This window comes from Paraglaciecola sp. (assembly GCF_051252315.1).
In the GTDB taxonomy this organism is placed as follows: domain Bacteria; phylum Pseudomonadota; class Gammaproteobacteria; order Enterobacterales; family Alteromonadaceae; genus Paraglaciecola.
The window spans coordinates 1-14060 of the sequence record NZ_JBPOFP010000114.1 but is presented as its reverse complement, the minus strand read 5'-3'; the positions used below and the strand labels follow the sequence as shown (position 1 = coordinate 14060).

The 14060-nt window shown below is 42.1% G+C and carries 11 protein-coding genes; all 11 read right to left on the bottom strand.

What is annotated here, in order from left to right; translation table 11 throughout:
• On the bottom strand, window positions 1-3782 hold a 3782-nt coding region (locus tag ACSHXM_RS17725; protein WP_435690957.1), incomplete at its 3' end, for an Ig-like domain-containing protein.
• Window positions 3783-3809: 27 nt separating this feature from the next.
• Complete coding sequence (locus tag ACSHXM_RS17720) at window positions 3810-4442, bottom strand: hypothetical protein (protein WP_435690955.1); 633 nt, start codon at window positions 4440-4442, stop codon at window positions 3810-3812.
• 23 nt (window positions 4443-4465) lie between these two features.
• Entirely contained in the window at window positions 4466-4792 is a 327-nt protein-coding gene (locus tag ACSHXM_RS17715; RefSeq protein WP_435690953.1) for a hypothetical protein, read from the bottom strand.
• Window positions 4793-4807: 15 nt separating this feature from the next.
• Window positions 4808-5542 carry a hypothetical protein gene (locus ACSHXM_RS17710; protein WP_435690951.1) on the bottom strand — a complete coding sequence of 245 codons (735 nt, stop codon included), beginning with the start codon at window positions 5540-5542 and terminating at the stop codon, window positions 4808-4810.
• Between the two features lie 4 nt (window positions 5543-5546).
• On the bottom strand, window positions 5547-6317 hold the full coding sequence (locus ACSHXM_RS17705; RefSeq protein WP_435690949.1) for a hypothetical protein: 771 nt from the start codon (window positions 6315-6317) through the stop codon (window positions 5547-5549).
• A 246-nt stretch (window positions 6318-6563) separates the two neighbouring features.
• Window positions 6564-6707, bottom strand: a complete 144-nt coding sequence (locus ACSHXM_RS17700; protein WP_435690947.1) for a hypothetical protein — start codon at window positions 6705-6707, stop codon at window positions 6564-6566.
• Window positions 6700-7980, bottom strand: a complete 1281-nt coding sequence (locus ACSHXM_RS17695) for a hypothetical protein (RefSeq protein WP_435690945.1) — start codon at window positions 7978-7980, stop codon at window positions 6700-6702. The genes ACSHXM_RS17700 and ACSHXM_RS17695 overlap by 8 nt, the downstream gene beginning before the upstream one ends.
• Window positions 7981-8011: 31 nt before the next feature.
• The gene (locus ACSHXM_RS17690; RefSeq protein WP_435690943.1) at window positions 8012-8152 is read right to left on the bottom strand and encodes a hypothetical protein; all 141 of its coding nucleotides are present in this window, start codon (window positions 8150-8152) and stop codon (window positions 8012-8014) included.
• A gap of 79 nt (window positions 8153-8231) precedes the next feature.
• Window positions 8232-8642: a hypothetical protein gene (locus ACSHXM_RS17685; RefSeq protein WP_435690941.1), complete on the bottom strand. Its 411-nt coding sequence runs from the start codon at window positions 8640-8642 to the stop codon at window positions 8232-8234.
• A gap of 509 nt (window positions 8643-9151) precedes the next feature.
• The gene (locus tag ACSHXM_RS17680) at window positions 9152-10858 is read right to left on the bottom strand and encodes a hypothetical protein (RefSeq protein WP_435690939.1); all 1707 of its coding nucleotides are present in this window, start codon (window positions 10856-10858) and stop codon (window positions 9152-9154) included.
• A 244-nt stretch (window positions 10859-11102) separates the two neighbouring features.
• Window positions 11103-14060: hypothetical protein (locus ACSHXM_RS17675; protein ID WP_435690937.1), on the bottom strand; the 2958-nt coding region annotated here is incomplete at its 5' end.

Genomic DNA, 14060 nt, shown 5'->3' with positions numbered 1-14060 from the left:
TTTTCACCTACAGTCAAGTTGGTAAATGTATGAGAATACTCGCTACCATTGACTAGTTGTGCGGTTATCCACTCTCTATTGCCTAATTTGAATTCAACCTGACTAACCGTCACACCAGTCACAATTCCTGCTGCCTCTGCAGTGGCGGTGAGACTGTCTGTCACATGCACAACTTGATTATCATTCGGTGTTTGCGGGGATATCGATACTGACTTGTCTACTACGGATATAGTGCGACTCGCCTCTACTGAATAATCACCATCACTGCCTTTGGCTCTGTATAAAAGAGGATAATTTTCACCTACAGTCAAGTTGGTAAATGTATGAGAATACTCGCTACCATTGACTAGTTGTGCGGTTATCCACTCTCTATTGCCTAATTTGAATTCAACCTGACTAACCGTCACACCAGTCACAATTCCTGCTGCCTCTGCAGTGGCGGTGAGACTGTCTGTCACATGCACAACTTGATTATCATTCGGTGTTTGCGGGGATATCGACACTGATGTGCTATCCACCACATGGATAGTTCGCAATACTTCTTCAGAATACAAACCATCACTGCCTTTAGCCTTAACGAATAGGGTGTAATCCCCTTCCTCTGCCACTGTAAAAGCTTCTGTATATTTACCATCTACTGTTTGGGTGACTACCTTCCAGTCACTATCACCTAACTTAAATTCAACTTGCTCAACGGTAAAGTCCGTCGCATTAGCCAGTGCAGCCGCTGATACGTCAATACTTTGGCTTAAAAGGTAGGTACGTTCATCGGTTGGAGTAACCTGCGTGACAGTCGTAGACTTCATATCTACCACGGTAATATTACGCGTTATCTCGTCTGAGAAATTACCGAGGTTATCTTTTGCTCGATACGTAACTACGTGCTCTCCTTCCGCTAACCCGGTGAACGTATGGCTGTATACCCCTGCGTTTACTGAGGAAGCTGGAGTCCAAGTATTTCCAAGTTCAAACTCCACGTCACTCACCGTGAAATCACTGGTACTGGCAATGGCTGTCGCAGACACAGCGATACCTTGTGTTGTTAGGTAAATATGGCTTTCGGCTGGAGCTACTGGCGTGACAGAGGTAGACGTGCTATCCACTACATGGATAGTTCGTAATACTTCTTCAGAATACAACCCATCACTGCCTTTAGCCTTAATGAATAGGGTGTAATCCCCTTCCTCTGCCACTGTAAAAGCTTCTGTATATTTACCATCTACTGTTTGGGTGACTACCTTCCAGTCACTATCACCTAACTTAAATTCAACTTGCTCAACGGTAAAGTCCGTCGCATTAGCCAGTGCAGCCGCTGATACGTCAATACTTTGGCTTAAAAGGTAGGTACGTTCATCGGTTGGAGTAACCTGCGTGACAGTCGTAGACTTCATATCTACCACGGTAATATTACGCGTTATCTCGTCTGAGAAATTACCGAGGTTATCTTTTGCTCGATACGTAACTACGTGCTCTCCTTCCGCTAACCCGGTGAACGTATGGCTGTATACCCCTGCGTTTACTGAGGAAGCTGGAGTCCAAGTATTTCCAAGTTCAAACTCCACGTCACTCACCGTGAAATCACTGATACTGGCAATGGCTGTTGCAGACACAGCAACACCTTGTGTTGTTAGGTAAATATGACCCGCTGTAGGAGTGCCTGGTATGACAGTCGTAGACTTCATATCTACCACGGTAATATTCCGAGTCACCACCCCAGAGACATTCACCCCAGCTCCTTTGGCTTGATAGGACAAAGTATATGAGCCGGCGGCCAACTTGCCTAAGTTCCATTCATATGGAAACGCATTGTCAATCTGCCACTGTCCCTCATCGATTTGAACCGCTATCTGGGTCACTGCACTGGTGTTATTAACGGCCGATGCAGTCGCTAGCACATCCTGACTAGTTAAGAATGTTTTAGTATCTTCAGGGGCAACACTGGTCAATGCCACTACACTGAATTGTATCGTTACTGTTACTGTCCCTGTTGCCACTCCACCATTACCGTCATCAATCGTGTAGGTAAAGCTTGTATCCGTATCTGTAGCAACATCGACGGTACTTGAATCAAAGGTACAGGTTGTTGCAGAGCAAACAACACTGCCTAATGTGGGTTGTGTATAACTGGTGATGGTATAAACGTCTTGGTCTATGTCACTGTCATTAACCAATACATCGAATGTATTTGCAGCTACCCCTTCTTCGATTGTAGCAAAATCGTCTTGAGCTACAGGTGCGGAATTAGGTGGTATGTCAGCGTTAATTGTTTTCGCGTAACTCCAACCTGCGCACCCTCCCGCATGACATGATTTAACCCTTATTCGCTGTTGGCCCTGCACGTCGGGTGTGACATCGGCGTAGGTATTCTCAATGCCTTCTATTTCTTTTAATACTGTGTCGTTCGAATGGTGTATCAATTGCAAGGTGTAACTAGTAGCGTTGTCGTCTTTTTTCCAGCTAGCTCTAAACTCTCGATTTATAAAAACATCGTAAGGCGAACTTAAAGCTGTCACCACTCCTAAACCTTCAATTTGCAGCTCAATAATACGAACAGCACTTCTATCACTACACCCAACATCGTTACAGGCTTTTATTCTGATAAAAATAAACTCAGAAGTATCGTGAGATAAGGTAGCTGAAGGGTCGTTCACTGTCGCTATTTCTTCAATTAAGGTTCCTGGGTTTGTAGATTCATCGTACAAACCGACAACATAATAGGTAGCATCGAGTGATGGGTTCCAAGTCAATTCAAAATTTGTGTTGGTGTCAACTCTGCTTGGCGCCATCAAACTACCTGCAATTTTAAGAGGGGCAGAATCTGGCGGGGGAGCACCGTCTTCAGTCACATCAAGGGTAAATGCTTCTGAAGGGGCTGCACATAATGTATTGGTTTTACACGCTTGGACTTTAAGGTTAGCCTGGCCTAACTCAGCAATGCTTAATTGGCTGTTGGTAGTTGATACTGTGGCTATACGTGTTACACCATTGTATACCTTATAAGAAGAACCACCTGATACCGGTGGCCAAGACAGATAAAAGTTATCATTTAACGCAACAACACTAGGGCCAGTAATACCAGTAACAACGTTTGGTGCATCCCCATGAATACTAACGATCCTAGCCCCACTGTATGGCCCACACCCTCCAGCATTACAAACGCTAACTCGCAATACAATAACCACATCATCTGGATAAGATAACTCGTAATAAGGATCGGTTATATCTGTAATTTCTTGATCTGGATGGCCCGCATCTTCAATTTTAACTTGATAATGCGTGGCGCCTGGGTGTGGTGTCCATTCGAATACAAAGTTTTGATCTACACCTACTGAATCTGGTGCCCATCTATCTGCTACTGTAGTGCCCGGTGGCAAAATACGCTCGTTAACAATAAATGCTAGGTTAGATTGTGTTTCACCATCAACTTGCATATGAAGAATATAATCACCCGCTTCAAGCGTCCCAAAATCGTATAAATATTGATCGCCACTGTGGGTGGCTTGAAACCAGGTTACCCCATCCAAACTGACATCAATAATGTGGTCAGGATTTGAATCAAAGGTATTAATACGAGCAATAAATGCTGAATCAGAAAAAGTTTCGCTAAGTTGGTCGCCATCGTCCTGCGTGACTATGGGGTCTTGAGTAAATGCTTCATCTGGTTGGTTCAGGTTTAAATAAACGCTAATGGGTGCTACCCAAGCATTGTCATTACCATGTGACGAAAATGCCACCACGCACGAAGACAAACATACTAGCAGTGAGAATATATATTTTTGCATCACTTTTTCCATGTGCGAGAATTTCATTTAGGGAATAACCGGAGTGTTAACTTCAATGACACATTGGATGTCTTTTCGGTAGTGCCCATTGTTGCTACCAGAGGGCGTATAGCTTGTCGTGACAAGAGTTGCACTTTCTGCACATGTACAATTCCGCGCCCCAGAGCCTAGCGTCACTGAATATAAGTAATCTTCGTTTTGACCATTTTTTAACGTTTTATAAACACTGCAGCGGTCACTACCATGGCTACCAGTACGATATTGATGGCCATACCCCACGGTTTTTAGTAAAGCCACAGTCTCAAAGGTTTGTTCAGACGAACTCTCAGTAGTTCCTTCAAACCACACTTTATGTGGCCTTTCATAATTTGGTGCATCATCACAGTCACCCGCTGATTCAATACCTAACGGAATATTGGATGCCATGGCCGTCATTAATAAGGTGTAGATTGCTCTGCCATTTTCGGTATCAAGAGATAGGGCCCAATAATTAGCATTATTGGTATCAACGCAAGCGGGAGGCGTACTAGCTTTTGCTTCGTCGAACGAGAATACGACCACGCCCTGCTTCACATCCAAATAATTAAGGATTGCCGCCGAATGAACCGACATGCTAGCCATCAACAATAACGATATACATACTTTCATAAACTTCTTCATTCCATGACCCTTTGAAAATTTTTTTACTTAACCAACCAGATTCGTTTAGCCCGCTCAATGCCTTGCTTAAAGGCACAATCACCAGCGGTTTCTACCTTAACTTCCATACCTGTTGCCACGGCTGTCATCAACATTGTGTATGTCGCGCGCCCAGTAGGTGTATTAATTTTAATGGTCCATTTTTGTTTGGTTTCTTCTACTGCACAGGCGGGACTGGTATGAGCTTTAATTTCACTAGTAGAAAAAGTAACCAAGTTGTCTTTTACTTCCATAAATTCGATTGTGCCTGCATATCCATAATTGGGCACTAGCGTTAAAATCAACACACACACACAGCGAGCATAGTTCATATCATTCCCTTAAAATTACTGAATAGGTCTAGCTAAATAGTACAAATTAAAATCCGGGTCTGTATTTGTTTGCACATCTAATAATAAAGAGTCTTCAACAATAAAAAATTCAGGTGGTTGATTGTTTCCCCCAAACAAATTATGCCGCGTACCAGATTCACTCAATTGACCATTCCAAATAATAATCCCGTCTACGGTTAATTTTATTTCAACCCCACCGTTTAGATTTTCAATTTCTAAATATGAAATTTTATGTCGCCCAGTTAAAGATAAAATATTGGTTACACTTCCAAAAGCATTCACATTTCGTTTTGCAAGCCTAGTGCTGCCAGTGAGCCACTTATCCTCAGGGTAAGTTAAATGGGGGGCTAGTTTATAGAACGAATTAACATTGTTAGTTGCAGAGCTTGGTGAGTTGACAACCAAATTCACTTTACTTACGTCTTCGGCTCCTGGCCTATTGACACAATCGTCTGCGCTTTCTACATCTAACGCTACAGAGTCTCCCCTAGCCATAGCAGTCAGAATTAAAGAATAGGTAGCGCGGCCAGATTCGTTAGCTAAAGACACAGACCATAAATTGGCGTTTTCAGCAGTGACACAACTAGGCAGCGTATGTGTTTTAGCGTCTGTGGTAGAAAACAACACTACGTCATTATCGACTTCGAGAAAATCGATAGTGCCTGCATTTATACTAATGTTGACAACAAACAACAAGGACACAGAAATCACCGCATACTTAAAATCCACCGAATCAATCCTCCTTTAAAAAACAAGTGTTGTTTCCGCAAAAATCTGTCTCATGTTGTTCCGTTAATGGGTACAAATCTATGTCTATAGACTGAGCTGTACAATCCCCATATGCAGATAAATAAGAGGAAGCTGGATGATTCAATAATCTAGAGTCTATACCACCCGACATATAAAATTGACCATTCATATAGTTTGTATTCCTTACTAAGGAATCGCGGCGATTTGTGTAAGCTTGACCTGAGCAATCTGTAGATTCAAATCTTAACTCTACGCTCGCGTTAGTCCCACTTTTTGGATAATACATTATATAATCCTTAGTCATTCCTTTTTCTAATATTACCCAAGCTCCCCTATCACTGATTTGAATGAGGGTTCCAACTCGGTTTATTCCGTCCGCTTTATACACACTAATTCTATTAGAAAGCCCCGCTTCTGATTGTTGAGAAATTACTTGAATGGAAACATTAAGCGCTCTTTCTAATCCATTTTTTACACCACAATCATCTGCACTTTGTATGCTTAAACCGACATTATCGCCTTTCGCCATAGCAGTTAAAATTAAAGAATAGGTAGCACGACCAGATTCGGTGGCTAAGGACACAGACCATAAATTGGCGTTTTCGGCAGTGACACAACTAGGCAGCGTATGTGTTTTAGCTTGTGTAGTAGAAAACAACACCACGTCGTTATCCACTTCTAAAAAGTCGATAGTGCCTGATGAGAACGCTTGAAAAGCAACAATTGATAATAAAAAGCAGGTGAATTTCTTCATAAATTCCTTGACCATAAATGTCCATTAATTAAGTAAGGTCTGGTAAGTTAATTTTACTATACCTAGGTTTTTTTAGCTCAGAAAAAATATTACCTAACAATCTGGAATAACATATTCATTAATGAAAGCTATGGTTTGCCTGTCATATATTGTTCCTTTGGTTTGAGTTTTGATGGCACTATCCCAATTGGGGTTAGAGGCGAGTTTTTCTTCTAGCTGATAGTCCTCTGCTTCTGGAACCTCGTCTCACTTTAAGGTGACTGTGGTGTTAGCTTGAGCATAAGCCGAAAATAGCACAGTCGATAAAATGCCACTTATTGACATTATGCTTACTTTTAACTTGCCTATTCTTTGAGGAATATGGATCATTTTTAACGCGTCCTTATTCACTTGGTTGCTCCTTTAAATTTTGTGGTGCTGAGAGATGTTTTACTTCAATGCTGGATTCTAAATATGTATTAGCGTCAACTGGAAAGCGATTGCCAGTTAAATCCGTGCAGTACCACTGTGTGATATGCTCACCTGTAGTGTAAAATCTAATATCACTCGTTGTACCTGATGAAGCATGAGTTGCAGCCTCTGTCGCTCCCCCTAAAGAGCCAGTACAACTTTCTATCTCAGAAATATCCCAAGAAAATGAAACGGCTTGACCAACTTTTGTTAAAGCCTCTGACCAAGCGAAATTAACCACCGTTGGATACTGATTGTTCCACGGAACAACGCTTACACTTAAATTAGAGGCACTACCGCAGGAGTCGTATTGATTACAAGCTCTGACCCAAAAATTATAGGTGCCGGTTGTGTTCATGTTCGAGCGCACTTTACTGGTGCTTGACCAACCTGACTTCCAAATCCATTTGTTTTTATTAGGCTCTTGAAGTTCAATAGTATAGGTTAGCGACTTTGTGTAACCACTGGGTTTACTCCACTTAAAGGTCATGTCGCTACCTTGCCAAACTGAACTGCCATTATTTTTAATGGCAGTCAGCCCAGTAATTGCTAGTGGTACAACGCTTACGTTTAAATTAGTGGCACTACCGCAGGAGCCGTATTGATTACAAGCTCTGACCCAAAAATTATAGGTACCGGTTGTGTTCATGTTCGAGCGCACTTTACTGGTGCTTGACCAACCTGACTTCCAAATCCATTTGTTTTTATTAGGCTCTTGAAGTTCAATAGTATAGGTTAGCGACTTTGTGTAACCACTGGGTTTACTCCACTTAAAGGTCATGTCGCTACCTTGCCAAACTGAACTGCCATTATTTTTAATGGCAGTCAGCCCAGTAATTGCTAGTGGTACAACGCTTACGTTTAAATTAGTGGCACTACCGCAGGAGCCGTATTGATTACAAGCTCTGACCCAAAAATTATAGGTACCGGTTGTGTTCATGTTCGAGCGCACTTTACTGGTGCTTGACCAACCTGACTTCCAAGTCCATTTGTTTTTATTAGGCTCTTTAAGTTCAATAGTATAGGTTAGTGGCCCAGTGAAACCACTGGGTTTATTCCACTTAAAGGTCATGTCGCTACCTTGCCAAACTGAACTGCCATTATTTTTAATGGCTTGAAGATTTTCTACTTTGCCTGGGGTGGGTAAACTTGCTTTTACTTGAAAAGTAACGAGATAAAATAGTATTAACAGGAGTCTGTATTTTACGTTCATTCTTTATCCTTAAGAATAGTAGTTTTAAAGATCAGTAATTATTGTTGTTTACGGGTATTTCGGTCCAACTGCTTGCGTCTTTTAGCTTTTCTTCAAGTTGGTAACCATCTGCATGCGCTGCCCCGTCCCAAGTTAGGGTGACAGTGTTGGCGAGCACGGGGCTGGTAAACAAAACAAGCGCCAAATAATTTTTACCGACAAAAATACAGACTGCTTTTGCAGGCTATGACATAACATTTGAAAGACATTCATTATTCGTTCACCTCTTTTAATTCAGCTGGCGCTGGCAATTTACTAATTTCTATTTCAGATTCCAAAAATTGACTTGGGTCTGTTGGATATCGGCCTCCAGTTAAGTCACTGCAATACCATTGTTTTTTGAATATTCCAGTTGAATAAAACACTAGATTTTGGGAAGGTTCAGCCACCCCGTAACTACTAATAGTGTCGCTATCCCCCATAGTTCCGGCACAGCTGCTTACATGTTCCACATTCCACTCAAAAGTAACGGATTCTCCGACAGTATCACTAGATTGTGACCATCCGAAAGCAATGACCTCAAGTGTTGGTGCTACAGTAATATTACGTACTTCCTCTACTGAGTTGTTCCCATCACTGCCTTTGGCACTGTATAAAAGAGGATAATTATCACCTACAGCCAAGTTGGTAAATGTATGAGAATACTCGCTACCATTGACTAGTTGTGCGGTTATCCATTCTCTATTGCCTAATTTGACTATACCTAGACTTCTTTAGGTCAGAAAAAATATTACCGAACAATCTGGAATAACATATTCATTAATGAAAACTTTGGTTTACTTGTCATATATTGTTTCCTTTGGTTTTGAATTACTAGGGCTGTTAAGTCTTTGGGGCGTGATTGGATTGATCTGGAGTGTTGGCCATTTTGGCCCGAATAGGATTTAAGTCTACGTAGGCCATGCAGGCGAGTAGGGCACTTTCATCCCTCTTTACCTACAAAAATTGGCTTGGGCTTGGGATTTGAACTGGCCTTCCCACAAATATTTAAACAGCTTTAGCTGGCCCCAAGGGGGAGCGTCATGGATGTTACAACCAAGCATAGATCATTTAAATAGAGCAACTCACCCAAGAAGAGTCAAAATTAATTTATTCGGCTCTGACCCTTTTATTTTTATTTTGGCCCAAGATATTACATAGTGGTTAAATTCTGCAGCGGTGCCAATTTATAAACAGACAATAACTCAGTAAACTCTTGAACTAGTTCATCTTGCGCATTAAAGCACTGCCAATCTTGTATGCCTTCTGGGAAGATCTTATAAAATCGAATATTGCCATCGGTATCAAATCGAATTTGTGGATTTCCTGCAGCGTGACAATAACTAACCGCTATTTTTAAACCACTAATGATTAAAGAATCATCACCAATACTAACGCTGTTTTTAGACCAACTAACAGCTGTGGCTATTTCAGTTAAATTAGATTCCTCAGAGAACTCAGAACAAACAAATTCGTAACATGAAGTCACTTTAAAAACTCTGGTGCCAGCGTTCAAATTTTCATAAATCACTTCGTAATTTGTTAACAGCGTTCGTTGTGGGCTATAGGTAACATCAACCCAGTCGCCACCATTAAAAGATACCCAAACTTGGATGTAACCATTACTAGCGGGGACATCCGCCCAAGTTAAATGAATAGAGTCTCCAGTAAGCACTGCTGTTGGAGTTGAAGGGCGTAAAACCAAGGAAATTGGATCAGACTCAGGCCCCCATTCTGAGCAAGCAGTTATATTACAAGCACGAACACGAAATATCCTTATACCATCCGTCAAGTTGGGCCAACTTTTACTTGTATTCAATATAGGCTCGTCTTGATAAGACCACGGATTATCATTGAATTTCACTTCTATTTCATAGTATTCAACAACATCGGCTGGTTCCACCGCATTCCAATTTAAAGTGATGCTTTCTTGGTAAACCGTGGCATTAGGCTGAGAGGGTGTTTCTGGTTTTGGTTTAATCGTTACTGCATTTGAAGGTTCTGAATAAATTGAACAACCTGATTCATCATTACAAGCCTGAATGCGATACGTTCGGTCTGTAAGCGGCGATACGTCTGGCCAACTATGGCTGCCGTTATAATATTTAGAGCTAGAAGTTGCCCAATTATTACTGCCATCTCTAAATTGTATTTTGTAATAGTCGGCATAACTTACTGTGTTCCATGTGATGGTCGCATCGTTGCCATTCAAATTTACTACAGGTGCAGACGGAGCACTGGGTTTTGGCTCAGTTATTGTAATTGTTCTTGGTGAACTTGCTGCTGAGCAGCCATAAGCGTTACATGCGGTTAAGTAATAACTGTAAGTTCCTGTAGAATTAATCTCTCGATATATAGGTGAACTAGTACGTGTTGTTAACAAGCTGCCATTTTCAAATAACTTATAAGATGTGGCGGTTGCAGCAGTGCCAAAACTAATATTAAAACCCGTACCAACAACTGAAGAGGACGGCACAGACAAAGAAGGTTTCTTAGGCCTTGTAGGCGAACTAACTGAATTTGATGCCCCTGACCAACCAGAACACCCAGAGCCGTCACATGCCCTAACTCTGTAAGATCGATTTACTAACCCAGTAGCATTGCTCCAGATTTTACTGCCGCCATAATATTTGGCGCTAGACGTGCCCCAACTATCACTGCCATCACGAAATCCCAAATTATAATAAGTGGCAACAGATACCGTTCCCCAACTCAATGTTAAAGTAGTGCCATTCATATTTGCAGAAAGAGAGGAGGGTGTTGAAGGCGCAGCCGTTGTTAGCCCAGAAAAGCTCAGCAACACAATTGCAAAAAACGAAATTATACTCTTGGTGGCACCAAAATTTATACCAAACGTCATTTAAACATTCCCTATTTAATTATTATTATTTTCCATAAAATTATTAGTTTAATTGTTTTCTCAGCACCAAGCGGAGCAATAAAAACACCGGTAGAATAGTAAAGCTAAAATGTTGAAACTAAAACATATTTAATTCGGCTCTGACCCCTTTTATTTGACCCCTTTTATTCTTTTATTTGTTGACATTATGCTTACTTTTGGCTCGCCTATTCTTTGAGGAATATGGATCATTTTTAACGCGTCCTTATTCACTTGGTTGTTCCTTTAAATTTTGTGGTGCTGAGAGATGTTTTACTTCAATGCTAGATTCTAAATATGTATTAGCGTCAACTGGAAAGCGATTGCCAGCTTGATCAGTACAATAAATCTGGTGGATTTTATTACCTGCTTCATAAAATGCAATGCCTGTAACAACCCCTGCCGCGGAATACGTTAACCATTCATCATCGGCGTTTATTTTTCCCATACAGCTTTGAACGTGACTAACTTCCCAGCTAAATGAGTTTTTTTCTCCGACAGTTATGCTTGATTTCTCCCAACTCATCTTGATTAGTTCTGGCACAGCCATAACTGAGGTGCTAACACTTTGTTTACTGCCACAGTTATCGCCAAATCCATCACAAACTTGGACATGATATTGATATGTGCCTGTTTGTGTTGGTGTGCGCACCGATTCTGTTCCGTTAATGGAGCCAAGGGATGACTCGCCAGATGGTGTAGTGGCTGATAATAAGTATGTTATACCTGCAGGGGTGTTTAAGGGTGGCTGCCAACTAATAGTCACATCATTGTTTTGAACAATACTTGATGAACTCGCACTAATACTTTGCACCTGCATTGTGGTGGTATCTGCCGAAACAATGTCTATGGTTACAGCTGGGCCGCAGCTTTGACCATTGTCTAAACAAACCTTTAGGTAGTATTTATACGACCCTGTGTACCCTAATTCAGCTGTGCGACTTGTCCCGTTTATTTTACCAATATCATGACCAGTGGTATTTGGCGTATCCGCAGACAAATAATAAGCAAAGTCACTATAAGAAGCGTCGATTGCGTCCCAAGTAAATGTCACATCTGTCCCTCGCACAATATCAACTGGGGAAGCTACGAAATTTGCCACACTTACATTGAGCGATTCTGGGGTCGCAACAGCCGTCACTTCGTTTGAAGGAAGGCTCCAGTTTGAACACCCTGCAGCGTTACATCCTCTTAACTTATAAGAGCGCGTCATAGGCGCATTATTTGGCCAACTTTGACTAGTGCCGTAATAAGTACTTGAAGATGCTTGCCAGGCACCTGAGCCGTCGTTGTATTGCAACTTGTAAGACGTTGCGTGCTCTGATGCATCCCAAGTTAAATTGATAGTTGTGCCAGAGACAGTAGCCACTGGTGCACTCGGTATGCTGGGCAATGGTGGAATAATCACAACATTGGAAGCGGCAGACCAGTCTGTGCATCCACTAGTATTACACCCCTGCATTTTGTATGAGCGAGTTTTGTCAACAACATCTATCCAACTATGACTGGTGCCATAATATGTAGCACTGGATGTTTGCCACGTACCTGAGCCGTCGTTGTATTGAAGTTTGTAGTGAGTAGCGTTAGTTGACGCGTCCCACGTCAGATGAATGGTTGTACCTTCTGTGTTCACGCTAGGTGTACCAGGCATGCTTAATACAGGCACAGCAATGGTATAGGTATTACTGTCCTCTATACCATCACTAACTTTGACTTTGACATTTAACGTCCCTGAAACATCTGCATCAGGGGTGAAAGTCGCCCCACTAACGGTATAATTATCGCCATCTACTACAGTCACGGTAAATTGCGTATCATCTTCATCGGTTATTTGCAGTTGGCTAGGTAATACAGTAGTGGGCGTTCCGCTTATCCCTGTAATACCAACACCTCCCGTAATCTGAGGCTTATCGTTTACATAAAAGTAACGACTATTCCACCATCCATATGCCTTAGGGCTTGTGTTAGCATTCGCGCGACCTATAACGCGATAACGTTTATTGGGAAGTAAGGGTAATGCTGAAAGACTGTCGTAGTTATATGTTGCCTCTGTTTTAGTCGCATTTAAATTCATTGACCGCCATGACACTGGATAGGTATTGTCACTGGCCAGATAAATGATCGTCTCAGCATCACTGATTGAGCCCGTCACCGCTTTCATATTATTTAACTGGATGATTAAATCATCATCCGATTTCATCCTAATATCATTTATCGTAGGCGCAATAATGCTGGCAGTAGGCCTTTGTTGTAAAGTCATGGTGATAATTTTTGAAACAGAGCTACCACCTACATCGGTCACGGTGACGTTAAACCTCAATATGCCGTCAACAGCAGGTACATCGGGTATATTCGGGCTTTGAAAAGTAGTAGTTGCACTTGTCTTCCCTGTCCAATTAATAACAGCTACCCCTTCTGTCTGCTCCCACAAATAGGTCAAGGCGGCATCGCTTCCATCAGGGTCGTTTGCCACGACAGACAATGTCCTGCCACCTTGCCATTCAAGGTTTACTTTATCTGGCGCACTGGTAATGACAGGTGGTTGGTTGTTGACGACAGTGACGACATTTGATGAAGCGCTCCACCCAGAACAACCAGCAGAGTTACATCCCTGCATTTTGTATGAGCGCGTTCTATCTGACACATTCGGCCAACTGTGACTTGTGCCGTAATAGGTGCTATAGGATGTTTGCCACGTACCTGAGCCGGCGTTGTATTGCAATTTATATGAGGTGGCGTTAGCTGATGCTCCCCAAGTTAAATTGATAGTGGTGCCAGAAGTCGATGCACTCGGCGTTCCTGGCGTACTCGGTATTGGCGGTATATTGACGACATTCGATGAAGCACTCCACCCAGAACAGCCGGCAGAGTTACACCCCTGCATTTTATATGAGCGCGTTCTATCTGACACATTCACCCAACTGTAACTTGTTCCATAGTAGGTACCACTTGAAGTACGCCAAGTTCCTGAGCCATCATTATATTGCAACTTATAATAAGTGGCACTAGATGATGCTCCCCAAGTTAAATTGATAGTGGTACCAGAAGCCGATGCACTTGGGGTTCCTGGGGTACTCGGTATTGGCGGTATAGTGACGGCATTTGAAGAAGCACTCCACCCAGAACAGCCGGCAGAGTTACACCCCTGCATTTTATATGAGCGCGTTCTATCTGACACATTCAC